General features: G+C 54.6%; 21 protein-coding genes. 15 read left to right on the plus strand and 6 right to left on the minus strand.

Annotation, left to right across the window (positions count from 1 at the left end; all coding sequences use genetic code 11):
• Positions 1-50: 50 nt before the first annotated feature.
• The 9 genes from betA to AC4EYZ_RS00980 all read left to right on the plus strand — a co-directional run bounded on the left by betA (position 51) and on the right by AC4EYZ_RS00980 (position 12,531).
• Complete coding sequence (betA, locus tag AC4EYZ_RS00940; RefSeq protein ID WP_022523704.1) at positions 51-1,724, plus strand: choline dehydrogenase; 1,674 nt, start codon at positions 51-53, stop codon at positions 1,722-1,724.
• Positions 1,725-1,954: 230 nt separating this feature from the next.
• Positions 1,955-4,441 (plus strand): acyl-CoA dehydrogenase, encoded by a 2,487-nt coding sequence (locus AC4EYZ_RS00945; protein ID WP_022523705.1) that lies wholly within the window; start codon positions 1,955-1,957, stop codon positions 4,439-4,441.
• Between the two features lie 202 nt (positions 4,442-4,643).
• Positions 4,644-5,741: an ABC transporter ATP-binding protein gene (locus AC4EYZ_RS00950; protein ID WP_022523706.1), complete on the plus strand. Its 1,098-nt coding sequence runs from the start codon at positions 4,644-4,646 to the stop codon at positions 5,739-5,741.
• Entirely contained in the window at positions 5,734-6,858 is a 1,125-nt protein-coding gene (locus AC4EYZ_RS00955) for an ABC transporter ATP-binding protein (RefSeq protein WP_022523707.1), read from the plus strand. Before AC4EYZ_RS00950 ends, AC4EYZ_RS00955 begins: the two co-directional genes overlap by 8 nt.
• The gene (locus tag AC4EYZ_RS00960) at positions 6,851-7,738 is read left to right on the plus strand and encodes a carbohydrate ABC transporter permease (protein ID WP_022523708.1); all 888 of its coding nucleotides are present in this window, start codon (positions 6,851-6,853) and stop codon (positions 7,736-7,738) included. Before AC4EYZ_RS00955 ends, AC4EYZ_RS00960 begins: the two co-directional genes overlap by 8 nt.
• A gap of 1 nt (position 7,739) precedes the next feature.
• The gene (locus AC4EYZ_RS00965; protein ID WP_008956663.1) at positions 7,740-8,636 is read left to right on the plus strand and encodes a carbohydrate ABC transporter permease; all 897 of its coding nucleotides are present in this window, start codon (positions 7,740-7,742) and stop codon (positions 8,634-8,636) included.
• A 12-nt stretch (positions 8,637-8,648) separates the two neighbouring features.
• Entirely contained in the window at positions 8,649-8,921 is a 273-nt protein-coding gene (locus AC4EYZ_RS00970) for a DUF2160 domain-containing protein (RefSeq protein ID WP_022523709.1), read from the plus strand.
• Between the two features lie 83 nt (positions 8,922-9,004).
• Positions 9,005-10,771 carry an ABC transporter substrate-binding protein gene (locus AC4EYZ_RS00975; protein ID WP_022523710.1) on the plus strand — a complete coding sequence of 589 codons (1,767 nt, stop codon included), beginning with the start codon at positions 9,005-9,007 and terminating at the stop codon, positions 10,769-10,771.
• 119 nt (positions 10,772-10,890) lie between these two features.
• Positions 10,891-12,531: a glycerol-3-phosphate dehydrogenase/oxidase gene (locus tag AC4EYZ_RS00980; protein WP_022523711.1), complete on the plus strand. Its 1,641-nt coding sequence runs from the start codon at positions 10,891-10,893 to the stop codon at positions 12,529-12,531.
• Between the two features lie 60 nt (positions 12,532-12,591).
• Here AC4EYZ_RS00980 and AC4EYZ_RS00985 read toward each other — a convergent pair whose 3' ends face one another.
• The 5 genes from AC4EYZ_RS00985 to AC4EYZ_RS01005 all read right to left on the minus strand — a co-directional run bounded on the left by AC4EYZ_RS00985 (position 12,592) and on the right by AC4EYZ_RS01005 (position 19,223).
• Positions 12,592-12,816, minus strand: a complete 225-nt coding sequence (locus AC4EYZ_RS00985) for a hypothetical protein (RefSeq protein WP_022523712.1) — start codon at positions 12,814-12,816, stop codon at positions 12,592-12,594.
• Positions 12,817-13,298: 482 nt separating this feature from the next.
• Positions 13,299-14,786 (minus strand): glycerol kinase GlpK, encoded by a 1,488-nt coding sequence (glpK, locus tag AC4EYZ_RS00990; RefSeq protein ID WP_022523713.1) that lies wholly within the window; start codon positions 14,784-14,786, stop codon positions 13,299-13,301.
• 254 nt (positions 14,787-15,040) lie between these two features.
• Complete coding sequence (locus AC4EYZ_RS00995; RefSeq protein WP_022523714.1) at positions 15,041-15,799, minus strand: DeoR/GlpR family transcriptional regulator; 759 nt, start codon at positions 15,797-15,799, stop codon at positions 15,041-15,043.
• A gap of 125 nt (positions 15,800-15,924) precedes the next feature.
• Positions 15,925-17,865: an SLC13 family permease gene (locus AC4EYZ_RS01000; protein ID WP_022523715.1), complete on the minus strand. Its 1,941-nt coding sequence runs from the start codon at positions 17,863-17,865 to the stop codon at positions 15,925-15,927.
• 380 nt (positions 17,866-18,245) lie between these two features.
• Positions 18,246-19,223 carry an NADPH:quinone reductase gene (locus AC4EYZ_RS01005; RefSeq protein WP_022523716.1) on the minus strand — a complete coding sequence of 326 codons (978 nt, stop codon included), beginning with the start codon at positions 19,221-19,223 and terminating at the stop codon, positions 18,246-18,248.
• A gap of 227 nt (positions 19,224-19,450) precedes the next feature.
• On the opposite strand from AC4EYZ_RS01005, the gene AC4EYZ_RS01010 reads away from it, so the two are divergent.
• From AC4EYZ_RS01010 to AC4EYZ_RS01025, 4 genes are all read left to right on the plus strand, one after another.
• A complete protein-coding gene (locus tag AC4EYZ_RS01010) occupies positions 19,451-20,206 on the plus strand; it encodes a glycerophosphodiester phosphodiesterase family protein (protein ID WP_022523717.1) in 756 nt (251 codons plus the stop codon).
• 46 nt (positions 20,207-20,252) lie between these two features.
• Positions 20,253-21,095 (plus strand): deoxyribonuclease IV, encoded by an 843-nt coding sequence (nfo, locus tag AC4EYZ_RS01015; protein WP_009286506.1) that lies wholly within the window; start codon positions 20,253-20,255, stop codon positions 21,093-21,095.
• A gap of 109 nt (positions 21,096-21,204) precedes the next feature.
• Positions 21,205-22,053, plus strand: a complete 849-nt coding sequence (locus AC4EYZ_RS01020; RefSeq protein WP_022523718.1) for an amidase family protein — start codon at positions 21,205-21,207, stop codon at positions 22,051-22,053.
• Positions 22,054-22,077: 24 nt separating this feature from the next.
• Positions 22,078-22,620, plus strand: coding sequence for an amidase family protein (locus AC4EYZ_RS01025; RefSeq protein ID WP_022523719.1), 543 nt, complete (start codon positions 22,078-22,080; stop codon positions 22,618-22,620).
• Positions 22,621-22,704: 84 nt separating this feature from the next.
• Here the strand turns inward: AC4EYZ_RS01025 and AC4EYZ_RS01030 are convergent, their stop codons facing one another.
• Positions 22,705-23,139 (minus strand): hypothetical protein, encoded by a 435-nt coding sequence (locus AC4EYZ_RS01030; RefSeq protein WP_022523720.1) that lies wholly within the window; start codon positions 23,137-23,139, stop codon positions 22,705-22,707.
• A gap of 255 nt (positions 23,140-23,394) precedes the next feature.
• On the opposite strand from AC4EYZ_RS01030, the gene AC4EYZ_RS01035 reads away from it, so the two are divergent.
• Complete coding sequence (locus AC4EYZ_RS01035) at positions 23,395-25,116, plus strand: proline--tRNA ligase (protein WP_022523721.1); 1,722 nt, start codon at positions 23,395-23,397, stop codon at positions 25,114-25,116.
• A 287-nt stretch (positions 25,117-25,403) separates the two neighbouring features.
• On the plus strand, positions 25,404-26,093 hold the full coding sequence (locus AC4EYZ_RS01040) for a cupredoxin domain-containing protein (protein WP_022523722.1): 690 nt from the start codon (positions 25,404-25,406) through the stop codon (positions 26,091-26,093).
• Positions 26,094-26,125: the final 32 nt, after the last annotated feature.

The following is a 26,125-nucleotide window of genomic DNA, read 5'->3' on the forward strand; positions in this document are numbered from 1 at the left end:
AAAGCTACCGCCAGGAAGCCCCGCCCCATCTTCAGACTCGGTAATTCACTATGTCTCAACCACGCGAATTTGATTACATCATTATCGGTGCAGGCTCGGCGGGCAATGTGCTCGCTACCCGCCTCACCGAAGACAGCAACGTCAGCGTACTGCTTTTAGAAGCGGGCGGGCCCGACTACCGCTTCGATTTCCGCACCCAAATGCCTGCCGCTTTGGCTTACCCACTACAGGGCAAGCGCTACAACTGGGCGTTTGAAACCGACCCCGAGCCGCATATGGATGGTCGCCGTATGGAGTGTGGTCGTGGCAAAGGGTTGGGCGGCTCCTCACTGATTAACGGCATGTGCTATATCCGCGGTAATGCACTCGATTACGACAACTGGGCCAAACAGCCCGGCCTCGAAGATTGGGACTACCTAAGCTGCCTGCCCTACTTCAAAAAGTGCGAAGCCCGCGACATTGGACCCAACAGCTACCACGGTGGCGACGGCCCGGTCAGCGTGACCACGCCCAAAGCGGATAACAACCCGCTTTATCGCACCTTTATTGAAGCCGGCAAGCAGGCTGGCTACCCGGAAACCGAAGACGTTAACGGCTACCAGCAAGAAGGCTTCGGCCCTATGGATCGCTTCGTCACGCCCAAAGGCCGCCGCGCATCAACGGCCCGATGCTACCTGGATACCGCCAAACAGCGCCACAACCTCACCATCGAAACCCATGCCGTTACCGATATTATTGAATTCGAAGGTAAACGTGCGGTGGGGGTACGTTATGAGCAGAAAGGCGAAAAACAGCAGGCCTACGCCCGCCGTGAAGTACTCCTGTGCGGTGGCGCCATCGCTTCCCCGCAGATTCTGCAGCGCTCAGGCATCGGCAACCCTGAACTGCTGAAGGAACTGGGTATCGAGACGGTTCACGCCCTGCCCGGCGTAGGTGAAAACCTCCAGGATCACCTGGAGATGTACATCCAGTACGAGTGCAAAGAACCCATCTCGCTCTACCCCGCGCTAAAGTGGTACAACCAGCCCAAAATTGGTGCTGAATGGCTGTTCAATGGCACCGGCGTGGGCGCCAGCAACCAGTTTGAATCCTGTGGTTTTATCCGCAGCCGCGATGAAGAGGAGTGGCCCAATCTGCAATACCACTTCCTGCCCATTGCCATTAGCTATAACGGCAAGAGCGCGGTGCAGGCCCATGGCTTCCAGGCCCACGTTGGCTCAATGCGCTCAGAAAGCCGTGGTCGTATTCGACTTACCTCGAAAGATCCACACGCCGCGCCCAGCATCCTGCTCAACTACATGGCCAAAGAGAAAGATTGGGAAGAGTTCCGCGATGCTATTCGCCTGACTCGCGATATCATCGCTCAGCCAGCCTTTGATAAATACCGTGGTCGCGAGATAGCACCAGGGCCCGACGTGCAGTCGGATGCCGAGCTCGATGCCTTCGTCAAACAGCACGCCGAAACCGCCTACCACCCCTGCGGTAGCTGCCGTATGGGCGAGGGTGAAATGGCCGTCACCGACGGCCAGGGTCGTGTCCATGGTATTGAAGGCCTTCGCGTCGTAGATGCCTCACTGTTCCCGGTGATTCCCACCGGCAACCTGAATGCGCCCACCATTATGTTGGCCGAGAAAATCGCCGACCGTATCAAAGGCCATGAGCCGCTTCCCCGTGCCAGCGTTGACTATTACGTCGCCAACGGAGCACCGGCCAAACGCGCCTGAACATTTAGTCTGTTTTTTACTCCAAACGCCATGGCTTGTCGCCATGGCGTTTTTTTTGGCTACGTTAAAGGAACAAGCTACGCCAAACGTGCCTAAAAACTTGCGTGTGATAGCCCCCATCTGCCAATATTCAAACAAGTGTTCGACTCAATATCTCAACAACGATGTTACTCGCGTTTTATTAACAACAGTCGGCCTGCAACAGTGGCCAGCAAAAAGAGAGATAACCTATGCTCACCCTACTTCTGATCGTGCTCGCCATTGTCGGCTTGCTCGTGGTCATGCGTCGCGAAGCAGGCGCTCCCGCGGCGCTAGCTGTGTTTGGCGTATTAGGCCTTGTTGGCCTACTGTTTGACGCGGAAATCATTGGTGGTCTGCTGCTTCTTGGCGCTGCGGCAGTAGCCGTGGCAGGCCTGCCTGCACTGCGTCGCAAGTGGCTCACACCGCGCTTATTCGCCACCTTTAAAAAAGTCGCCCCCAAAGTTTCCGCCACCGAGCGCACAGCTCTGGAAGCGGGCAGCGTTTCCTGGGACGGAGAGCTATTTTCAGGCAAACCCCAGTGGGAAAAACTGCTCGCCTTTAAAGACGATGGCCTACGCGACGATGAGAAAGCCTTCCTAGCCAATCAGTGTGCGAAAGCCGCTGGCATGTGCAACGCCTGGGACATCGCCCAGGAGCGCGCCGACCTGCCCCAGCAGCTTTGGGACTACCTGAAAAAAGAGGGTTTCTTCGGCATGATTATTCCGAAGGAGTACGGTGGTCTTGGCTTTTCGGCTAAGGCTCAGTCCATGGTACTGCAGAAGCTCTCCGTCAATGAAACCCTGATGGTGACCGTGGGCGTACCCAACTCCCTCGGCCCTGGCGAGCTGCTGCTTAAATACGGTACCCAAGAGCAGAAAGATCATTACCTGCCGCGCTTATCCGATGGCCGCGAGATCCCCTGTTTTGGCCTCACCGGCCCCCGCGCAGGTTCTGACGCTACCTCGCTGCCAGACACTGGCGTTGTATGTAAGCAAACCATTAACGGCGAAGAAGTGATCGGCCTGCGCCTTAACTTCGAAAAACGCTGGATCACTCTGGCGCCCATCGCCACAGTCGTTGGTCTTGCCTTCCGTCTGTTTGACCCGGAAAAATTGCTGGGTGACGAAGAAGATCGCGGTATTACCCTGGCGTTGATTCCCCGCGATACCGACGGCATGGAAATCGGCCGCCGTCACCACCCTATCGGCAGCCCGTTTATGAACGGCCCGATTATCGGCAAAGATGTCTTTGTTCCGCTGGACACCATCATTGGCGGCCCAGACATGATCGGCCAGGGGTGGCGGATGCTGGTGGAGTGTCTGTCTATCGGCCGCTGCATCACGCTGCCGTCAGGCGCCACCGGCACCGCGCGTTACGCCCTGGGCTGGAGCGGCGGTTTCACCCGTGTTCGTCGTCAGTTCAACGTGCCGGTTGCCGAAATGGAAGGTGTGCAAGAGCCCCTCGCCCGCATGACGGCGCTGGCCTATATCTCCCAGGCCACCGTGTATCAAACCGCCAATATGATCGACCACGGCGAAAAACCCGCCGTGCCCTCAGCCATCCTGAAGAGCCAGTTGACCGAGTTCCAGCGCGTATTGCTTAGCGATGCGATGGACGTTCACGGCGGCAAGGCAGTCACTCTTGGCCCGCGCAACTACCTCGGTATCGGTTACAGCGCCAACCCGGTGGCGATCACCGTGGAAGGCGCCAACATCATGACCCGCAACCTGATGATCTTTGGTCAGGGTGCTATTCGCTGCCACCCCTACGTACTAGAAGAACTGGCTGCCAAAGACGCCAACGATATGCAGGCGTTCGATAAAGCCTTCTTCGGTCACGCGGGCTTGATCTTTGGTAACGCTGCGCGCGCCTTTACCCTCGGCTTTGGCATTGGTAAAGCCAGCGTACCCTTCGACGGCCCCGCCGCCGCCTATGCCCAGGATATTGCCCGCCTCTCCGCTGGCTTTGGCCTGTGTGCCGATGCTGCCATGGCAAGCCTGGGTTCAGCGCTGAAGAAACGTGAAATGATCTCTGCACGGCTGGGGGATGTGCTGTCTAACCTCTATCTCACCTCAATGGTACTCAAGCAGTGGCAGGCAGGCAGTAAAGTAGAAGGCGAAGAGGCGCTGTTGCACTACAGCTGCCGCTTCCTGCTCCAGCGTGCCGAGCAGGCGTTTGTGGAGATTTTCGATAATCTACCCAACCGTGCGCTAGGTAAAACGCTCAACGCCGTAGTAATGCCCACCGGTCGCCGCTGGAATAAACCCCACGATGACCTGGCCCGGGATATCGCTAAGCGTGTGTCTACACACAGTGCCCTGCGCACCAAGCTGCTGGAAAACACCTGGGATGCAGACGACGGTGAACAGCGCAACCCGCTGGCGCGCTACAACGCTTTGCTGGTCGATTATGACCGCGCCGAGGCGATCTACCGCACGGTGAACAAGGCGTATGCTAAAGGCGAACTCCCGCAAACGGCGCTGCATCCTGAGGCTCGTGTAGAAGCCGGTCTGGAAAAAGGCCTGATCAATGAAGAGGATGCCGACTTTATGCGTACCTTCGAGGCCGAAGTACTGGAAATGCTCACCGTGGACGATTTTGCCTACGATGCCTTTGCCAAGAATAAGTCCACGCTGATCGAGCACAACGGAAAACCTGCGGTAGCGCCTAAGCCGGAGGAAGAAAACGTTAAGTAATACCTCTCTTGTTCAAAGCGTTACCTGTAAAAAAAGCCGACTTCTGCATGCCAGGAGTCGGCTTTTTTGTGTTCACTTTCTACACCTAAATGCGTAGACCGAGGAACCAAAAACGCGTTGCAAGTTCGCAAACGATCAACTAGCCTTTCGTAAACGAAAACGATCTACCTTATCCAACAACAATGACGCTAGCGAGATCGGCATGTCCTTACATTTGCAAAATATCGATCACATCGTTAACGGTGTGCCCCATATCAGTGGGATAGACTTAGCCCTAGAGCCAGGATCCTTTAATGTGCTGCTTGGGCGAACACTTGCTGGCAAAACCACTTTAATGCGCCTAATGGCGGGGCTTGAACCACCCACCCGCGGCAAAATTATTATGGATGGCAAAGACGTCACGAACGTCTCAGTGCGTAAACGCAATGTCTCCATGGTGTACCAGCAGTTTATCAACTACCCCAGCCTCACCGTTTATGACAACATTGCGTCGCCGCTTAAACTGGCCAAACACCCAAAAAGCGAAATTGATAAGCGGGTTGGCGAAATTGCTGAAATGCTGCATATCGAGCACCTGCTTAACCGCTACCCGCAGGAACTCTCTGGTGGCCAACAGCAGCGTACCGCCATGGGGCGGGCCTTGATCAAAGATGCCGACTTAATTCTGTTTGATGAACCGCTGGTCAATCTGGATTATAAGCTCCGCGAAGAGCTACGCGATGAGTTGCGTGATCTGTTTAAAGCGCGTAACTGCATTGCGGTATATGCCACCACCGAGCCCAATGAAGCGTTAGCGCTGGGCGGTAACACGGCGGTACTGCACGAAGGCAGGCTTCTCCAATACGGCCCTACCGAGCAGGTCTATCGCGAGCCCAATGGCCGCTTTAGCGCAGAAATGTTCTCCGAACCCCCAATCAATATCGTTCCCGGTCAGCTGACCGACAGCGAGATCACCTTCGACCAAACGCTTCACTTTCCCTGCGATGACGAGCTAAAGCGTCTTGAACCGGGTGATTACGACTTTGGCGTGCGAGCTTCGCATCTCACTCTACAACCCCAACAGGCCGATGACCTGGCCCTGGATGTCCATGTGGATGTAGCGGAAATTAGTGGCTCTGAAACCTTCCTGCATGTTCGCCACGAACGCTTCCCCTTAGTGCTGCACTTAGCGGGTATTCACCAGTTTAGTGTTAATGAACCTCTGAAAGTTTACTTCCCCACCCATCAACTTTACGCCTTCGACAAGCAGGGTCACACGGTACATATTCCTGCACGTCAGGGAGGAGCTGCCCATGGCTGAGATCACACTAAAAGGCTTAGCGCACTCCTACGAAAAAACACCCAAGGGTGCGGCAGATTACGCCATCCGACAGATGGATCATGTATGGCATCAGGGCGGTGCCTATGCCCTATTGGGCCCTTCAGGGTGCGGTAAATCGACCCTTCTGAACATTATTTCGGGCCTGCTTGAACCCTCGGAGGGTGACGTACTTTTCGACGGTCAGCGGGTCAATGAGTTGCCCCCAGAAGAGCGCAATATTGCCCAGGTGTTCCAGTTTCCGGTGATCTACGACACCATGACGGTGTTCGATAATCTTGCCTTTCCCCTGCGCAATATGAATACCCCCGAGTACCGGGTGAAACCCAAGGTACTCGAAGTCGCCGATATTCTTGAGCTGACCCCTTTGCTGGATCGTAAGGCCAAAAACCTGACCGCCGACGAGAAGCAGAAGGTCTCCATGGGCCGTGGGCTGGTACGTGACGACGTAACGGCGATTCTGTTTGATGAGCCGCTCACCGTTATCGACCCGCAGCTAAAGTGGAAGCTGCGTCGCAAGCTCAAAGAGATTCACGAGCGCTTCAATATCACCATGATCTACGTGACCCACGATCAGCTCGAGGCCTCTACTTTCGCGGATAAAATTGCCGTGATGTATGAGGGCCAGGTGGTGCAATTCGGCACCCCACGTGAGCTGTTCGAGCGCCCTGCGCATACCTTTGTGGGTTACTTTATTGGCAGCCCGGGCATGAATTTTATGGCCGTGGAATATCGCGACGATCAGGTAATGTTCGGCACACAGCCACTGCCGGTTAGCGAGCAGATGAAGCACGCTGTCGCCAGCGCTGCCAATGCCAGCGCTAACAATATTAGCCATAACAATATAAAACTAGGCATCCGCCCCGAGTTTATCGCCATTTCCTCAAGTGAAGTGGCCAATAGCGTGCCGATTCAGGTGACCAGCGTGCAAGACCTGGGCACCTACTCCCTGCTGACCTTCAAACTCAACGAGCAAACGTTTAAGGCACGCCTGCCCGAAGGCCATCCGCCGGTCAGTGAAGCGGCGTTTGCGCACTTCGATGCTGCTCACGTAGCGCTGTATATCGATGAATACCTAGTGGAGGCTGGTCATGAATAACAAGGTACCCAATAACAGAGCCTGGCTACTGGTGCTTCCCATGCTGGTTTTGGTGGCCTTTTCCGCCATCATTCCGCTCATGACCGTGGTCAACTACTCGGTGCAGGACGTGCTCGGGCCGAACGCACGCTTTTTTACCGGCACTGAGTGGTTTCAAAGCATGCTCAACGACGACGCGCTGCAGGCAGCGTTTCTGCGCCAAATTTCGTTCTCGCTGATTATTCTGGCTATTCAGATTCCGCTAGGGATTGGCATCGCGCTCATTATGCCCAAACGCGGTTGGCAAGCCTCGGCGGTGCTGATCCTGATTACCCTGCCGTTGCTGATTCCCTGGAACGTAGTGGGCAGTATCTGGCAAATCTTTACCCGTGGCGATATCGGCTTAATGGGCTGGGGCCTGCGCGAACTGGGCATTGAATACAACATTACCCGTAATGCCGGCGACGCCTGGGTAACCATCATTTTAATGGACGTGTGGCACTGGACGCCGCTGGTGGCCATGCTGTGCTATAGCGGTCTCCGCTCGATTCCCGAAGCCTACTATCAAGCAGCACGTATCGACCGTGCCTCAAAATGGGCGGTGTTCCGCTACATTCAGCTCCCCAAGCTAACCAACGTGCTGGTCATTGCCGTGCTGCTGCGCTTTATGCACTCTTTTATGATCTACGCCGAACCCTTTGTACTGACGGGCGGCGGGCCGGGCAGTGCCACCACTTTCTTAAGTCAATCACTAACCACTATGGCTGTCGGCCAACAGGATTTAGGCCCTTCTGCAGCTTTCTCGCTGATCTACTTCCTGGTCATTCTGCTGGTGAGCTGGGTGTTCTACACCACCATTATGAATATGCAGAAAGACAAACCGCCGCACGGAGGTGCCTAACATGAGCTATCAACTCGAAAACACCCAGCGCGGTGAAAAGTACAACACCATTTTTAGCAAAGTTTCACCGGCCAAGCGGCGTAACCGTACTGCCCGTGCACACTGGCGCTCACGTATCCTGCTTGGCCTTTATCTGGCGCTGATGATTCTGCCCATTTACTGGCTGATCAATATGTCGCTCCAGACCAATAGCGAAATTCTGGGCTCCATGACGCTGTGGCCCCAGAACCTTACTTTTGATAACTACATCGGCATCTTCACCAACTCAAGCTGGTACATGGGCTACGTCAACTCGATGCTCTATGTAGCGATGAATATGCTGATTACCATCTGCGTCGCGCTACCCGCCGCTTACGCCTTCAGCCGCTACACCTTTATTGGCGACAAGCATCTGTTTTTCTGGCTGCTGACCAACCTAATGGCGCCACCTGCAGTATTTCTGCTGCCCTACTTCCAGCTCTACTACTCGGTAGGCCTGTTCGATACTCACATCGCCGTCGCGCTGGCTCACTGCCTGTTCAATATCCCCCTCGCTATCTGGATTTTAGAAGGCTTTATGAGCAGCGTGCCCAAGGAGATCGACGAAACCGCCTATATCGACGGCTATAGCTTTCCGCGCTTTTTCGTCAAGATTTTTATCCCCATGATCCGCTCAGGCATTGGCGTCACGCTGTTCTTCCTGTTCATGTTCTCCTGGGTGGAGCTGTTGCTGGCCCGCACGTTGACAGCCACTGACGCCCAGCCCATTGGCATGATCATGACGCGCACATCGACTGCTTCTGGGATTGACTGGGGCACTTTGGCCGCCGCCGGTGTACTCACCATCATTCCCGGCATTCTGGTGGTCTACTTCGTTCGTAACCATATCGCCAAGGGCTTTGCCCTGGGCCGTACCTGAGGAGATCTCACTATGTCTTGGATGGTATGGACAGTGCCCACCGCCATATTCTTTTCATCCATTGCGGCCATGCTGGCAGGCATGACGGTATGGGAGATCATGTCGCCCACTGTTGAACGCAAAGGTTTTTTACCCATTGCCACCACTCGCGGGGATCGGCTGTTTATCGGCCTGCTCTCCGCAGCCTTTATCCATTTGGGCGTGATCGGCTTTACGTCACTCTCCATTTGGATAGCACTAGCGGTATCAGCCGTATGGCTGCTGGTTTTAATGCGCTGGGGATAGCCCTTGGGGAAATGCCATCAGCGTTTAATCGGTATCAAGGACGGCCAAGCCATCAAGGAAGAACACAACAAAACGAGGTCAACATGCAAAAGCACGACAATAAATCCAAACTGACTAAATTCAAACTGACAACCCTCGCCGCCAGCTTGTTGCTGGCGTCGGGAACGCTGTCAGCGCAAGAGCAGGATACCCGTGCCATCGCTGAACGCTTGGTCGACGAGCACTTCCAGAACTCAACCCTGAGCCGCGAAGAGCAGATCGAAGAGCTGATGTGGTTTGCCAACGCTGCCGAGCCTTTCCGCGGCATGGATATTCAAACCGTGGCTGAAGGCCTCACGACTCACGTTTATGAAAGTGAAGTGCTTGCAGAAGCCTTTAGTGAGCTGACCGGCATTAACCTGACCCACAACATCATCGGTGAAGGTGATGTGGTGGACACCATGCAGAATCAGATGCAGTCGGGTAACAGCATCTACGATGGCTTCGTCAATGACACCGACTCCATCGGCACGCATATTCGTTATGGCACCACCATCAACCTGTCTGAAGCGATGGAGAACGAGTGGGCCGACTATACGTTGCCCACCCTGGATTTAGACGACTTTATTGGACTGCAGTACGGCACCGGGCCAGATGGCAGCCTCTTTCAACTGCCCACCCAACAGTTCGCTAACCTCTACTGGTTCCGCTATGACTGGTTTACCGACCCTGAGCTGATGGCACAGTTCGAAGAGGTCTACGGCTACCCTCTTGGCGTTCCCACTAACTGGACGGCCTATCAAGATATCGCCGAGTTCTTTACCGAGCATGTCGGCGAAATAGATGGCACCAAGGTGTATGGCCATATGGATTACGGCCGCCGCGATCCGTCACTGGGCTGGCGCTTCCACGACTCCTGGCTCTCCATGGCAGGTATGGGCAGCCCCGGCGTCCCTTCCGGCAACCCGGTGGATGACTGGGGTATCCGCGTCAACGAAGATAGCCAGCCAGTAGGCGCAAGCGTAAGCCGCGGCGGCGCTACTAACTCACCGGCCTCGGTATTTGCCATGCAAAAAGCCGTCGATTGGCTGCGTGACTATGCCCCTCCTGAAGCACAGGGCATGACCTTTGGTGAGGCTGGCCCGGTACCTGCGCAGGGACACATTGCCCAGCAGATTTTCTGGTACACCGCCTTTACTGCCGACATGACCGACCCTGCAGTCGCAGTGACCGATGACGAAGGCAACCCGCTATGGCGCATGGCTCCATCCCCCACCGGCCCTTACTGGGAAGAGGGTATGAAGGTCGGCTACCAAGATGTAGGCGCCTGGACGTTCTTCGATTCAACGCCGGAAGATCGTCGCACCGCGGCGTGGCTGTTCGGCCAGTTCACCGTGTCTAAAACGGTGTCTTTGGAAAAACTGATGCACGGTCTAACGCCGATTCGTGAATCTGACATCTTCTCTGAGCAGATGACCGAGATGGCCCCCAAATTAGGCGGCCTGGTGGAGTTCTACCGCAGCCCCAACGAGTCGAACTGGACGCCTACCGGCACCAATGTGCCTGACTACCCACGCATGGCCCCACTGTGGTGGCAAAACCTGGCGCCTGTCATGAGTGGTGAAGTCACGCCTCAGGAAGGCTTGGACAAACTGGCGTCGGATATGGACAGCACCATGCATCGCCTAGCCAGGGCCAACGTCTTCGACAGCTATGCGCCCGTGCTCAATGAAGAGCAGGATCCGCAATACTGGCTGGATCAGGAAGGCGCACCCAAAGCCAAGCTGGACAATGAAATGCCCCAAGGCACCACCGTTCCTTATGACGAAATGATGGAAGCCTGGATGGCAGCCGGTACGCGCCAAGAGTAATCACGCGTAACGCTTGCAGGGTGGGCAACCGCCCTGCAAGGGTTTCATTGGCGGCAGGCCATAGCACAAGAGAAAACACCCAGGGCACCAGGGCTATTTATTTGTTAATTGGATCCGCTATGAAACTGCGAAATCGAAATATAGAAAAATTACCTACCGAGACCTTTGATGCCCTGATTATAGGGGGCGGTATCAATGGCGCGGCCACTGCGGCGGCGCTGGCTGGAAAAGGCGCTAAAGTCGCACTGATTGATCGCGGCGACTTCGCTGGCAGCACCAGCATGCACTCCTCCAACTTAGTTTGGGGAGGCATTAAATACATGGAAAGCAAGGATTTTGCACTGGTTCGAAAATTGTGCAAAAGCCGCAATCACTTGATAAAGAGTTACCCCTCTACCGTGCAGGAGATTCGTTTCCTGACCACTATTTCGAAAGGTTTCCGCCACTCACCACGCTACCTATGGGCGGGCACCTGGCTTTACTGGCTGATGGGCAACGGCTTCACTAAACTGCCACGCCTGCTTTCGCCTAACAAGATTAAGCAGCAAGAACCCATTATCGATATTGAGGACGCCGTTGGCGGCTTCGAGTACTCCGACGCCTACCTCCACGATAATGACGCACGCTTTGTGTTCAACTTTGTGCGCCACGCGCTTAACTATGGAGCAATTGCCGCCAACTACGTCGAGTCACTCGGCGCCGAACGGGTCGGCGACCTATGGGTGACCAAAGCGCACAACGTGATGGATGGCAGCACCTTCGATATTCATGCCAAGGTATTAATCAACGCTGCTGGCCCCTGGGTAGATCAGCATAACGAGCTGACCGGCCAAAAGACTACCCATCATCACCTCTACTCCAAGGGCATTCACCTCATCGTTCCACAGCTAACCGATTCACAGCGGGTGTTGGCATTTTTTGCCGACGATGGAAGGCTGTTCTTCGTCATTCCCATGGGCAATCGCACCTGTATCGGCACTACCGATACCCATATGGAGCATCCAGAGGTAGACGTTACTGCTGACGATATCGCCTTTGTGCTGGAAAATATCAATAAACGCCTAACGCTAGATCAACCGCTCACACAAGACGACATTATCTCGACACGCTGTGGCGTAAGGCCTTTAGCCATCAAAGATGATCAGGGCAGTGACCGAGACTTTTTACAGCTTTCTCGCAAGCATGTGGTCGATACCAACATTGAGAGTGCGCATATCAGCATCTTTGGTGGAAAACTTACCGACTGTTTGAACGTAGGGGATGAGATTGCCGAAGATATAAGCCGCCTGGGCGTTTCACTTTCAGACCCCAACTTTCGGTGGTACGGGGAACCTGCCAAGCCCGTGAAACAGCAGTTTATGGATCAAGCCAAGCGTATGAACCTAGATGCCATGACCGCCTCTACGTCATCGGAGCTGCTCTCCTCTCGGCTGTGGCGGCGCTATGCCGATCAAGCCATACCGATGCTGGAGAAAATTCGTCAGGATCCCGCTCAGGGCGAAATCCTCATTGAAGGCACTGAGTACATCCGTTGTGAAATTGAGCATGCCCGCGACCACGAGATGATCACCCAGCTTGAGGACTTCCTGCGCCGCCGCGCCAAAGTTTCTCTGGTGGTACCTCATGAGCAGTTACGCCATTCCACAGGTTTAAAGGAAGCGTGTCGGGTACTGTTTGGTGACGACGCTGAAAATCGATTTAGCCAGTACTTCGAACAAAATCGCGATACTGCACTTCCGCCGACATCGACAGCGGTTTAGCATAAAAAAGCCCCCTCACCGAAGTGAGGGGGCTCAAACAATCAATAAGCGCGTCTTGCCCTACTCTTCGTCTTCAATTCGCATTTGAGAGTCCCCTGAGAGCACTTCATCCCAAGCTTCTTCCAGTGTGCAGCCTGAGCGGCTATCCACTGTGTCGATGACCTCAACGGCATGCTGCAGTGATTCACGGTTGCCCTTCAGTGCCACAACAAGTCTAGCGAGATCTTGTTTGCTGAAAGTGCTGGCGATGCTGTCGGCTTGTTGGCTCAGTTCGATGCAGTTCATTAGTAATACCTCATGGTATGGTCATCCGCTGCTTAACCGACTATCGGTTAAAAAAAGCAGCCATCTTAGTTAACGACGTATGGTGACGTTGCTACTCATGCTGGGCCGGATAAGTGCCCAGTTCGGCAACTGCGAAACGGTCACAAGCTTTGCAAGACCTTCGCCTTTAGCGCTCGGGTAATACTGAAGCGCTATGGTTCTGTAGCAGAGATCAGGGCAGTGACTCGGGATAACGAAGCACCCTCCTGATCCATGGCTTCACTATGGTTCACTGCAACAAAACCCACAATGCATCATTGGCAGCAGGGGGGGTTGTAACTCGACTACATAAACACTCATTAAGTGTTAAGTGTGTTAAAGACTTTCATGAGGGGCGCTAAAAGCGAAGAAAGGCGGCCAATGGTTTAATTGGCCGCCGCATTATAAAGAATCGAAAGAGTTAATAGATAGTGTGCTTAAGTAGGGGGCTAAATCGTTATTACCTAAGGCGTAGAGCGCACGCGCGAAACCGCATCCAACCAGCCTTGATAGAGCTGCTCGCGAGTGGTCTCCTCCATAGCAGGCATAAAGCTCTTCTCACAGCGCCACAGCTGCTCAATCTCTTCGAGGGTTTGATACCAACCTAAACGCAACCCGGCTAAGTAAGCAGCCCCCAGCGCGGTGGTTTCCAAAATCGTAGGGCGATCCACCTGGACACCCAGCATATCGGCAAGAAACTGCATCACCCAGCTGTTCTTCACCATGCCACCGTCGACGCGCAAAGTGCCTGGTGCGGCCTCCATGTCGTCGTTCATACAGTGCTGGAGGTCTCGGGTTTGATAGCACACCGCTTGCAGGCCAGCGGCGACTATTTCAGCGATACCGGTATCGCGAGTTAACCCAAAAATAGCGCCGCGGGCTTTGGGATCCCAGTGTGGAGCGCCCAAGCCGGTAAAGGCGGGCACCAGATAAACGCTGTGGCCACTGCGGGTCTCCTGGGCCAAGGCCTCCGTCTCTGACGCATCGGCAAACAGGTTCAAGCCGTCACGTAACCACTGCACCGTCGCCCCCGCCACGAAAATACTGCCCTCCATGGCATAGGTCGGCTTTCCATTAAGCCGGTAGCCAATGGTGGTCAACAGGCGATTGCGCGACAGCGAGGGCGTTTCGCCGGTATTCACAATCATAAAACAGCCTGTGCCATAGGTGCTTTTACCCATCCCCGGTTGAAAGCACGCCTGCCCCACTAAAGCAGCCTGCTGATCCCCCGCTACCCCAGCAATGGGGAGCGCGGCACCCAGCCAGTACGCTTCGGTGGTGCCAAAATCATCGCTGGAGTCTTTCACTTCGGGCAATAAATTGGCGGGAATATTAAACAGCGCCAGCAGCTCTTCATCCCACTCCTGAGTATGGATATTAAACAACGCTGTACGCGAAGCATTGGTGGCATCGGTCACGTGCTGCTGACCGCCTGTCAGCCGCCAGATTAAAAAGCTATCTACCGTTCCAAATGCCAACTCGCCCTGCTCGGCGCGCTCCCGAGCACCCTCAACGTTGTCCAGTACCCAACCAAGCTTGGTGGCTGAAAAGTAGGGATCAATCAATAGGCCCGTTTTAGCTTGAACGGTATCGGTATAGCCTTGATCGCGCAGTGACTGGCATAAATCTGAGGTGCGGCGATCCTGCCAAACGATGGCGTTATAGAGTGGCTTACCCGTTTTCCGATCCCACAGAATAGTGGTTTCCCGCTGGTTGGTAATGCCGATCCCGGCTATTTGGTCGGCGGAAACTTCAGCGTTACGCATCACATCTCGGCAAGTCGCCACCACGGTTTCCCAAATGTCTTCGGGGTTGTGCTCAATCCATCCGTCGTGGGGGAAGTGCTGAGTGAATTCTTGCTGGGCAACAGCGGCCACCTGGCCTTGGCGGTCAAACAGAATGGCGCGAGAACTGGTGGTACCTTGATCAATGGCGAGTATAAAAGAGGACATATCGAGTTCGCTTTGTTGTATTATCTTTCGATTTTGTATGATTGAAAACCTCTGATTAACGCGATGAGCGCAGGCCAGACAAGGCAAAAATCAACGAAAAAGCGGAGTTTACGGGGTGTAAATGAGCATTTTGAGGCGATTTTTAACGCTGTATGGCCAAGCGCAATAGTTAATCAGAGGTTTCCACGTTTTCGCTTTATTATCATCCAAGGCTACTCTAGCCGCCCAAAATGCTCAAGGCTGAAACTACCTCATTAAGCAATGTAGAGCGCCACATCGTGTTGCGTCAGCAAGCGCTGAATCGCGTCTGGGGGTTTGCGGTCGGTAAATAGCGCATCCAGCTGTTCCAGGTTACCTTGCCGAACAACCGGGTTACGGTGAAATTTAGAGTAGTCCGCCGCCAGATAGATGCGCCTGGAATTGGCGATAATCGCCTGAGCAACGCGCACTTCCTGGTAATCAAACTCCAGCAGTGAGCCATCCTCATCGATACCGCTGATGCCGATAATGCCGTAGTCCACTTTGAACTGATTGATAAAGTCGATCGTTGCTTCACCGATAATGCCGCCGTCCCGGGAGCGCACCTGACCGCCGGCGATAATCACGGTGAAATCCTCTTTATGTTGCAGGATAGCGGCAACATTTAAATTATTGGTAATGATCTCAAGGCCCTGGTGCTCTAACAGCGCTTGAGCAATCACTTCATTGCTGGTGCCGATATTAATAAACAGAGAGGAGTGATTCGGGATGTGCTGTGCTAAACAGCGGGCAATGCGCTCCTTTTCTTCCAGATGCAGTGTCTTGCGCGTGCTGTAGGCGGTATTGACTGTACTCGACTCGATTCCTACTCCGCCATGCACCCGCCTCACCCGGCCCTCATTGGCCAGGGTATTTAAGTCGCGACGGATGGTTTGTGGTGTCACGGCAAAATGATCGGTGAGCTGCTCAATACTCATATAGCCGTGCTGACGAACCAGCTCGACAATGGCATCCTGACGAAATTGTTGATTCATAAGCCCGGCCTGTTCGATTTTTATTGATATCTGAACATAATCTAGCAAAATTTTCGAAACCTAATAGCACTATTCATACAATTCCGCAGGTGCCAAACCGACAGACCAAGCGGCGACCTCGCCTATTAAAGCGGCCACACCCATAGGATCATTGGGATAGCAACCACCAGCACCACCAGTGATAGCGGCAAGCCCAGTTTCCAATAATCACCAAAGCGGTAGCCGCCAGGCCCAAGCACCAGCGTATTGGATTGGTGCCCAATAGGGGTTAAAAACGCACAGGAAGCGCTAACAGCTACGACCATCAAAAACGGATCCAGTGAGACGTCAAAGCCATTGGCTAAGCTCACCGCAATCGGTGCCATCAGTAGCGCAGCCGCCGCATTGTTAACCACATTGGAGAGCAGCATAGAGAGTAAAAACAGCCCTATCATGGTCACCACCACCGGCCAATCGCTGCCAAAACTGAGCAGCGCGTTAGCAATCAAATCTGCACCTCCACTGGTTTCTAATGCTTCGCCCACGGGAATCATCGCCGCGAGCAGCACTATGACGGGGCCATCAATGGCCTGATACCCTTCCCGGAGTGGTAACACGCCAATCAGGAGCGAAATCAGTGCCGCACTACTCATGGCCACCGCTGCGGGGAGTAGATCAAACAGCATGGCGACGATTGCCAAGGCAAAAATAGCAATCGACATAGCAAGTTTGCGTGGCTGCCCCAGATGCAGTTCACGGCTAGCCAGGGGTAGACACCCAAGCGAGGCCAGGCTATCTGACATCTCGTTTTCACTGCCCTGGAGGAGCAAAACATCACCGTTTTTAAAACGAATATCCCGCAACCGCTGCTTCAAGCGCCCGCCATCCCGTGCGACAGCCACCAAGTGCAGGCCAAACTGATGGTTTAAGCGTAGCTGGCGTACGCTGCGGTTAATCATCATTGAGTCGTTACGCACCACGGCCTCGATCAGTTGCAGGCCCTCGGTATCCACGGGCTGTCGATCCTGCGCAGAATCTTTCTTATTCACAGGATCCTTATCACTCTCCGTAGGCTCAGCATCCTCCGCCTCAGGGTCTTCCTCCAACTCTGCAATCGCGCTTAGCCCTACTTTGTCTTCCAGCATTTGAAGCTCATCAGGCCCTGCTTCTAATAGCAGAATATCGCCCTCTTCCAGTGCGCCGTGGAAGTTATAGCCTGCACGGCGGTTGTCATCACGCACCACCGCTAACACGGGAATGGTTTCGTCCAGTTCGTCGCGCAACTGTTGTAGCGTTAAGCCTTTGGCTTTCGACTCTTCACCCACTTTCAATTCGACTAAATAGTTGGCGGTATCGAACATTTCATCCGTAGAGGCCTGGCCGCTACGCTTGGGCGTCAAGCGCCAGCCCACCAGAACAATAAAGGCCAGCCCCGCCAGCGCAACTACGATGCCAACAGGCGAGAAGCTAAACATACTAAATGCTTCATCTGTCACATCACGGCGATAACTGGAAATAATGATATTGGGTGGGGTACCAATCATCGTGGTCAGGCCGCCGAGCAGAGAGCCAAACGCCAGGGGCATAAGCAGTAAGGAAGGCGAGGTGTTGTGTTCGCGGGCAAGCCGCATAGCTACCGGTAGCAGCAGTGCCAGGGCGCCCACATTATTCATAATACCTGACAGCACAACAATGGTACCCACCAGCACCAGGAGTTGGAGCAGCAGGTTTTCCCCCACTTTAAGCACTTGGTTGGCAATAATATCGACCACGCCCGAGCGCTCAAACCCTCGGCTAAGCACCAGTACAGCGGCCACGGTAATCACCGCCGGATGGCCGAAACCGGCGAAAGCGCTTTCGGCCGGCACAAGCCCCAGCATGACCGAACCCAACAACGCTGCCAGCGCCACTAAGTCATAACGAAAGCGTCCCCATATAAACGCGGCGAGCGTTAGCCCAAGTACGATAAACACCAGTGTGCTAGGTGTAAGCGTTAACCCGCCAAGATCCAATGCTTCAATACTTACGTTTTCAATACCGGAGCCCTCAGCGCTTGAGCCCTCAACACTTATGTCCTCAGCCGACATCCTTTTCCCACTCCCTTGCTGGCGTTTGAAAGTTCACCATGCGATTGATGCAAAACACGCTTTAACATGACTATTTCTTCTGCACATTAGACGTTTACTATACAGAGGTATAGACCCTGCATACGCAAAGCCTATAAACACATAGCCAAAAGGGACAAAAGCTCGGCAAAGCCGAGCTTCATATCGGTAGTGTAATGAAGGGTAAAGCGGGCTAATAAAAGCGCTTACTTTTGGCGCTCAACAATAATGTGAGCATCAACAATCTTATAGCGATGCGTGCAGCCTTTGAGATATAGGAAACTTCACGGGGCCCTGGCCAACCGCTTCAGGCTGCCCCTGCTGCTGCTCTCAAAGCTCTATCGTCGGATAAAACGAATTCGCTACGGCAAAAGAATAGTTGAGCCCGTGGTCTTGCGGCTTTGCAGGGCGTCTTGGGCTTTGCCAGCTTCTGCAAGTGGGTAGCGGTTGGCGATATCAATGTTGACCTTACCGCTTTCAATCATGGCGAAAAACTCTTCGCACATCATCTCCAAACGCTCGCGGGTGTCGGCGTAGCCATTCAGGCTGGGGCGGGTCACGTAAAGTGCGCCCTTCTGATTCAGAATGCCGATATTAACGCCCTCCACCGGGCCAGACGCGTTGCCAAAGCTGACCATCAGACCACGGGGCTTCAGGCAGTCCAGTGACATTTCCCAGGTGTCTTTACCCACCGAGTCATACACCACATCGCACATATCGCCGTTGGTAAGCTCGCGTACGCGCTCTACCACGTTCTCTTCGCTGTAATTAATTGTCGCCCAGGCACCGTTGGCCATGGCTAGATTCGCTTTTTCCTGTGAACTGACTGTGCCGATCAGCTTAACGCCTAACGACTTCGCCCACTGGCAGGCAATCGAACCTACCCCGCCCGCTGCGGCGTGAAATAGAATGGTTTCGCCACCTTTTAGTTCATAGGTTTGGCGAAGCAGATACTGCACGGTAAGGCCCTTGAGCATACTCGCCGCTGCGGTGTCGAAATCAACGAAGTCGGGTAGCTTGACCACTTTAGCCGCTGGCAGCGTATGCAGTTCAGCATAGGCGCCCAACGGGCCTTGGGCATAGGCCACGCGATCGCCAACCTGAAGGTGTGTGACTCCTTCGCCAACCGCATCGACCACGCCTGCACCTTCGGTGCCTAGACCAGAAGGCATGGAAGGGGTTGGATAGAGCCCGGTACGAAAATAGATGTCGATAAAATTAAGGCCAACGGCTTTATTAGCAATACGTACTTCACCCTGGCCAGGTTCAGCAGGGGTAACGTCGACCAGTTCAAGTACCTCAGAACCGCCGGTGCGGGCAAATTGAATACGCTGAGACATTAGGACTCCTTATTGTGTAATTCGGCTATTATTCGAGTTGATACGCCATCTCTGAATAATGCTAAGCATGGCAACAGGTGCTGCTATACAAGCGCGTCATGGCATTTAAATCAAGCTAGCACGCTAGCGTATTTTTACCCACTAGAACGCGAGGCAATGCAATCCTGCTGTCATGCGCCCATGCTAGTATTAGCGCTTCTTTATCGTCTAAGGCTTAGAGATTTGTCATGACGCATCCCGCTATTCAACTCCCCGCGCTGATTGCCCACCGCGGCTACTCCGCCGCTGCCCCTGAAAACACCCTCGCCGCGGTGCGCGCCGCCTATGAAGCGGGAGCCACATGGGTAGAGCTGGATGTGCAGCTACTGGGTGATGGCACCCCGGTGATTTGGCACGACGGCGATGTAGCACGCTGCTCAAACGGACGGGGCGGACTCGCCTCCATGAGCTGGGCGAAGGCGCAAACCCTGGATGCCGGGGCTTGGTTTGACGATCGTTTTGCGGGTGAGAAGATGCCTAGTCTCAGCGAGATGTTGGCACTGCTTAACGAGCTGGAAATGGGCGCCAATATGGAAATCAAGGTCAACAAAGGCCGCGACCCCATCGCGCTGGTGGAACGCGCGCTGCCGGAAATGCTCGACACTCTCCCCCCCGAGCGCTTGATTATCTCCTCCTTCAATGCCGCGGCTCTTGGCCACTGCCGTCAATTTGCCAGCAAAGAACGGCTGGCCCTGGGTGTGCTGTTCGGTAGCGTGCCCAAAAGTTGGCATGAGCAGTGCGAGGCCATTGAGGCTTTTAGCGTGCACCCCCACTGGCCGCGTTTGAAGCGCGCCCAAGCCGACGCTATGCAGCGCGATGGCTATCAAATATTGTGCTATACCGCCAATGACCCCAGTGCCTTTCATAGCCGCTGGGAGTGGGGCATCGGCAGTGTCATCACCGATGAACCCGCCGCGTTCAAGCGCTTTTTAGACAGCCATTGATAAACTCTAACAACTTATAAGTTCACACACTGACAAGGAGTCCACCGTGAAGTACCTAGGAGCCCATGTGAGCGCCGCTGGCGGCGCAGACCAAGCCGTGCAGCGAGCAGTGGAAATCGGTGCGGATGCGTTTGCGCTATTCACCAAAAATCAGCGTCAATGGAAAGGTAAACCGCTCACCGATGAGGCGATTCAAGCCTTTCGCGATGCCTGTGCCGAGCACAACTTTTCTGCAGAGCAGATTTTGCCCCACGACAGCTATCTGATTAATCTGGGTCACCCCGAGCAGGAAGGGCTGCGCAAATCCCGCGATGCGTTTCTGGATGAGATGCAGCGCTGCGAGCAGTTGGGGCTGACGCTGCTTAATTTTCACCCTGGCAGCCATTTGAACAAAATCAGCGAAAGCGACTGCTTAAAGCGTATTGCAGAATCCGTTAACGAAGCGCTAACGCATACCCAAGGCGTTACCGCAGTCATTGAAAATACCGCTGGCCAAGGCACTAACCTGGGTTGGCGCTTCGAGCATTTGGCCGAGATCATTGCCCACGTGGACGATAAAACTCGCGTGGGGGTGTGTATTGACACCTGCCACGCCTTTGCGGCGGGCTATGATCTACGCACGACAGAGGCCACCCAAGCAACGCTTGATGAGCTAGACAGCGTGGTCGGCTTTGAGTATCTGCGCGGCATGCATTTAAACGATGCCAAAAGCAACCTTGCCAGCCGCGTGGATCGCCACCATAGCCTGGGTAAAGGCAATATTGGCCTACCTGCCTTTACCACCATCATGCAGGAACCACGGATTAACGGCATTCCAATGATACTGGAGACCATCGAACCCGAGATATGGGCCGATGAAATAGCTTGGCTACGCGCTCAAGCCTCCTGAAGTGGATACAAAGAGTCAGCCTACGATTCAGCGGTTTTTGCACGCCCGGTAATGCTTGCCTACGCTTAAACTCCTTTACCCAAGCCCCAGCCTACGTAAGGAGTGTGTAATGAGCGATACCGATCTTGGCAGTTTAGATGCCCAGACCCTAGCTCACTTGTTTGCAAGCCGAGAGGCCTCCCCGCTAGAAGCGACTCGTGCCGCTCTTGATCGAACCGAGCGCTTCAACCCAGACGTTAACGCCTATGTGTATGTAGATGCTGAAGGTGCGGAATCGGCGGCCAAAGCCTCGGCGCGGCGCTGGGGGCAAGGCAAGCCGCTAAGCCCCATCGACGGGGTGCCGGTATCGCTTAAAGACCTGACCCAAGTGGCAGGCATGCCCTGCCGAGAAGGCTCGTTAACCTCTTCTGAAGCGCTATGTGACACCGATGCGCCACCCGCACGCATGCTGCGTGAAGCAGGCGCCGTCATTTTAGGTAAAACCAACACGCCCGAATTTGGCTGGAAAGCCGTGACCGATAACCGTGTCTTCGGTGCCACGGCTAACCCCTGGGATACTCGGTTAACCCCCGGCGGTTCTTCCGGCGGGGCCGCCGCTGCTGCGGCACTCAATATGGGGGTACTGCACCAGGGCGGCGACTCCGGCGGATCCATACGTATCCCCGCGGCGTTCACCGGTGTTTTTGGCTTCAAACCCACATTTGGCTGGACGCCCCAATGGCCTCCAGCTAAAGAACCCAGCCTATCGCACCTGGGGCCGTTAACGCACACCGTGCGGGATGCGGTTAGCATGCTCAATGTGATGGGCCGTTACGACTACCGTGACCCTTACGCCACCCGCGGGCAGCCCGAGTGCTGGGGGATGGATTTGGATAAAGGTTTAACCGGACTACGGATTGGCTACTCGGCTGATCTTGGCTACGCCAAGGTAGATCCACAGGTTGCCGAACGCGTGTGAGAAGCAGCCGGCAGACTGGAGGCGTTGGGCGCTGAAATCGTCGAAGTGCATCCCGGCTTTTCGTCACCGCTGGATACCTTCCGTAAGCTGTGGTTTACCGCCTCTTTAGAGCAGTGGTCACAAATGGATGATCACCAGCGTACGCTGCTGGATCCCGGCATGGTGGCCAATGCCCGTGAGGCCGAACCCTGGAAAGCCGTTGAACTGTTTCGTGCCTTGGCAGATCGTGCGGAGTTAACCCAGCTCCTGGAGCACTTTAACCAAGAGTATCATCTACTGATGACCCCCTCGGTGGCGATACCGCCGTTTGAAATTAACCAGGAAGTTCCCCTCAGCAGCGATATGCGGGACTGGGAAGAGTGGGCGCCCTTTAGCTATCCTTTTAACCTTAGCCAGCAGCCCGCCGCGTCAGTGCCCTGTGGTTTTACCGATAACGGTTTACCGGTGGGTTTTCAGCTTGCGGGTGGCAAGTATGATGATGTGCGGGTACTGCGTGCCTGCCACGCCTACATGGAAGCGCACCCGCCGCGCTTTCCCAGCGTACCCAACCCCGCCCAGTATGCTTGACAGCTGGGCTGCATAAACTGAGCCGCATGAAAAAGCTCAGCCAAGCATAACGCTCGGCTGGGCTTTAGCGGTCAATTAGGAGCATTACATCGCCGAGAGTTTCTCTTGGTCTAACACGCCAGACATACGCACCATAGCCAGCGCTTCGTCCAAGCTGCCCATCTCTTCGATCATCACTAACTCGCTCTCCAAACTCACCGGCTGACCGGCTGTTTCAGAGAGCAGTTTTTCAAGAGAGGCTATATCCATAGCGTCGTCTAATTGGTGAACATCTACTGAGGCGCTGTTGCGGCCCGGCAAATAGATGGTGCCATTAGAGAAATCCACGGCGTAGGCAATTACTCCGGGTACAATAAAAAACAGCAAGCCGACACCATTGGCGACAGCAATAACCGGATCAATATCACCGCTCAATTGCCCTTTACGCTCAGGGTGAAAAAGCGTACCACAACCACTCAATGACACGATGGAAACGCCAACCACGGCGCCGGTCAACCAGCGACGAACTGCTTGATGCATGAAGGTTCCCTCAAACAAAATAGTAACGATAGTCGAAATAGCATATTGAGCTTTCGTTTTTTGCCGACTATCGCGCCATAAAACTTGCTCAGTCTAGCACAACCATCCAAAAGCATAGATCAATTGAACATAAGCACTATTTTGCCGCTTTAACCGCTAGGCCGTACAATGGCCCCATTCAACGCCTCCAAGCACTTTTTCAAGAATTCAGTTTCAAAAACCAGTCTTAAAAAAACTTAAGGAATGCTCACGCCCATGCGCGCCAGCCAATTACTGATTGCCACACTCAAAGAAACTCCGGCTGACGCCGAAGTCATTAGCCACCAGCTAATGCTCCGTGCCGGGATGATTCGCCGTTTAACCTCAGGGCTATACACTTGGCTGCCCCTTGGCCTGCGCACACTGCGCAAGGTGGAAGCCATTGTGCGCGAAGAGATGAACCGTGCCGGTGCTCAAGAGGTACTGATGCCCGCCGTGCAGCCCGCTGAGCTTTGGCAGGAGTCTGGCCGTTGGGAGCAGTATGGCCCCGAGCTGTTACGCCTGAAAGATCGCCACGACCGCGACTACTGCGTCGGCCCGACCCACGAAGAAGTGATCACCGACCTGGTGCGCAAAGAGATTGCCAGCTATAAACAGCTGCCGGTCAATTTCTATCAGATTCAGACCAAGTTCCGTGACGAGATTCGCCCACGCTTTGGGGTAATGCGCTCCCGCGAGTTCATCATGAAGGATGCTTACTCCTTCCACCTGGATGAAGCCTCGCTGAAGCAGACCTACCAGGATATGTACGACGCCTACACACGCATTTTCACGCGGCTGGGCCTCGACTTTCGCCCGGTAATTGCCGACAACGGCTCTATCGGCGGCACCGGCTCCCATGAATTCCACGTACTGGCCGACTCGGGCGAAGACGATATCGTATTCTCCAACGCCTCCGAGTACGCCGCAAACATGGAAAAGGCCGAAGCCTTGCCTGCCCCAGTGGGCAGCGATATACAGCGCGAAGCACCTACCCAAGAGATGCATCTGGTAGATACACCTAATGCCAAGACCATTGCCGCCCTGGTTGAGCAGTTTGATCTGCCGATCGAGAAAACGGTCAAGACCCTCATCGTACGTGCCGCTGAAGGTGGCCTGATTGCCCTATTGGTGCGCGGTGATCATGAGCTGAACGAGGTAAAAGCAGAGAACCTTCCCCAAGTGGCGGCCCCGCTGACCATGGGCAGCGAAGAAGAAATTCGCGCAGCAGTTGGTGCAGGCTTTGGCTCGCTTGGCCCGGTGAACCTTGATATGCCCATTATTGCCGACCGCAGCGTTGCCCTGATGAGCGACTTTGGCGCGGGTGCCAATATTGAAGGCAAACACTATTTCGGCATTAACTGGGAGCGTGATGTTGCCCTTCCCGAGGTGGCCGACCTACGCAATGTGGTGGAAGGCGACCCTTCTCCCGACGGTCAAGGCACGCTCTCTATCAAGCGCGGCATCGAGGTTGGCCACGTCTTCCAGCTTGGCCAAAAGTACTCCCAGGCCATGAACGCCAACGTACTGGGCGACAACGGCAAAACCAGCCATCCTTGGATGGGTTGCTACGGCATCGGCGTGACCCGTGTGGTCGCCGCGGCCATTGAGCAGAACCACGATGAATCCGGCATTATCTGGCCTAACGCTATTGCGCCCTTCCAGGTGGCACTGGTGCCGATGAATGCACACAAATCCCAGCGTGTTCGCGAAGAGTCTGAACGTCTTTACCAAGCACTCACCGCCGCTGGCTTAGACGTCTTGCTGGATGACCGAGACACCCGGCCCGGCGTTAAATTTGCCGACTTGGAGCTGATGGGCGTTCCTCACCGCCTGGTAATCGGCGACCGCGGCCTGGACAACAGCGAACTGGAATATAAAGGACGTCGGGATAGCGAAGCCACCATGGTGCCTGCAGATCACATCATCGATTTTTTGCGTGAGAAAGCGAGTAGCTAAGACCGCAACGCTTTGCGGAGTCTTGCCGAGCGGCGCTGGACTTGTCACCACAAGCCCAGTGGCCGCTCAGCCGTTGCCGCAACGACTGCGATGGCAGTTTGGGCGAAACGTGGTACCCGGAGCGGGTATTGCAAGCATAGCGGAGTACCTGGCGTCAGGCAGCATTGCGTTAAGTGTTGGCCTACCGTTAAGCCAAACACATGACTTTCTTGCATAATCCATCCACTATTAAGTTTAATACTGCACGGGCTAACTAAGAGCCAGCTTAATACGGGATGCCGACCTCAATGCCAAAGCCAACACGACTGCGTCACCCTTTTATGGGTTTTGTCAGTGTATACCCACTCCCGCTATTGGCACTGGCGGTTATCAGCCTACTTATCCCCACCGCTAATGCCGCTCAGATAACCGTCAGCAGTAGTGATGGCCAACCCCTTGCGGATGCAGTTGTTGAGGTTTACTACGATTCGGCGGCGGCCAATCCTCCTCAGGAAGAGAGCATCTATCAGCGGGGTGCTGCCTTTCACCCCAAGGTACTCGCCGTACCGACCGGCAGCTATGTGGCATTTCCCAACCAAGACACCACCCGCCACCACGTCTACTCTTTTTCACCGGCCAAAACCTTTGATTTAAACCTCTACTTGCAAGAAACACCGCCACCGGTTCACTTCGACCAAGCAGGGGTTGTCGTCTTAGGGTGTAATATTCACGACCATATGCAGGCGTTTATTGTAGTCAGCGATGCCCCCTACTCGGCGATAACGGGCGCCGAAGGCATGCTTTCCCTGCCCATGCTGCCAGCTGGTGAGCATCGTGTGCGCGTGTGGCACCCGCAACTTGATGACAGCCAGCAAGTTTGGTGGGAAGGTATCATTACCGACAGCGACCAGTTGGAAGTCAATTTAGAACTCAACGCACTGCCACCTCCAGCGCCAACCCTCTCTCCCCTTCAGCAGCGATTTAAAGATGCTACTTAAGACCCTAGCAGGGTTCAGAAGGTGGAACTCAA

The organism is Vreelandella sp. 162(4c) (assembly GCF_058152265.1).

Excerpts from the sequence above, each read along its gene's own strand:
- betA (WP_022523704.1), top strand. The coding sequence starts at position 51 with ATGTCTCAACCACGCGAATTTGATTACATCATTATCGGTGCAGGCTCG.
- AC4EYZ_RS00945 (WP_022523705.1), top strand. The coding sequence starts at position 1,955 with ATGCTCACCCTACTTCTGATCGTGCTCGCCATTGTCGGCTTGCTCGTG.
- AC4EYZ_RS00950 (WP_022523706.1), top strand. The coding sequence starts at position 4,644 with ATGTCCTTACATTTGCAAAATATCGATCACATCGTTAACGGTGTGCCC.
- AC4EYZ_RS00955 (WP_022523707.1), top strand. The coding sequence starts at position 5,734 with ATGGCTGAGATCACACTAAAAGGCTTAGCGCACTCCTACGAAAAAACA.
- AC4EYZ_RS00960 (WP_022523708.1), top strand. The coding sequence starts at position 6,851 with ATGAATAACAAGGTACCCAATAACAGAGCCTGGCTACTGGTGCTTCCC.
- AC4EYZ_RS00965 (WP_008956663.1), top strand. The coding sequence starts at position 7,740 with ATGAGCTATCAACTCGAAAACACCCAGCGCGGTGAAAAGTACAACACC.
- AC4EYZ_RS00970 (WP_022523709.1), top strand. The coding sequence starts at position 8,649 with ATGTCTTGGATGGTATGGACAGTGCCCACCGCCATATTCTTTTCATCC.
- AC4EYZ_RS00975 (WP_022523710.1), top strand. The coding sequence starts at position 9,005 with ATGCAAAAGCACGACAATAAATCCAAACTGACTAAATTCAAACTGACA.
- AC4EYZ_RS00980 (WP_022523711.1), top strand. The coding sequence starts at position 10,891 with ATGAAACTGCGAAATCGAAATATAGAAAAATTACCTACCGAGACCTTT.
- AC4EYZ_RS00985 (WP_022523712.1), bottom strand. The coding sequence starts at position 12,816 with ATGAACTGCATCGAACTGAGCCAACAAGCCGACAGCATCGCCAGCACT.
- glpK (WP_022523713.1), bottom strand. The coding sequence starts at position 14,786 with ATGTCCTCTTTTATACTCGCCATTGATCAAGGTACCACCAGTTCTCGC.
- AC4EYZ_RS00995 (WP_022523714.1), bottom strand. The coding sequence starts at position 15,799 with ATGAATCAACAATTTCGTCAGGATGCCATTGTCGAGCTGGTTCGTCAG.
- AC4EYZ_RS01000 (WP_022523715.1), bottom strand. The coding sequence starts at position 17,865 with ATGTCGGCTGAGGACATAAGTGTTGAGGGCTCAAGCGCTGAGGGCTCC.
- AC4EYZ_RS01005 (WP_022523716.1), bottom strand. The coding sequence starts at position 19,223 with ATGTCTCAGCGTATTCAATTTGCCCGCACCGGCGGTTCTGAGGTACTT.
- AC4EYZ_RS01010 (WP_022523717.1), top strand. The coding sequence starts at position 19,451 with ATGACGCATCCCGCTATTCAACTCCCCGCGCTGATTGCCCACCGCGGC.
- AC4EYZ_RS01020 (WP_022523718.1), top strand. The coding sequence starts at position 21,205 with ATGAGCGATACCGATCTTGGCAGTTTAGATGCCCAGACCCTAGCTCAC.
- AC4EYZ_RS01030 (WP_022523720.1), bottom strand. The coding sequence starts at position 23,139 with ATGCATCAAGCAGTTCGTCGCTGGTTGACCGGCGCCGTGGTTGGCGTT.
- AC4EYZ_RS01035 (WP_022523721.1), top strand. The coding sequence starts at position 23,395 with ATGCGCGCCAGCCAATTACTGATTGCCACACTCAAAGAAACTCCGGCT.
- AC4EYZ_RS01040 (WP_022523722.1), top strand. The coding sequence starts at position 25,404 with ATGCCAAAGCCAACACGACTGCGTCACCCTTTTATGGGTTTTGTCAGT.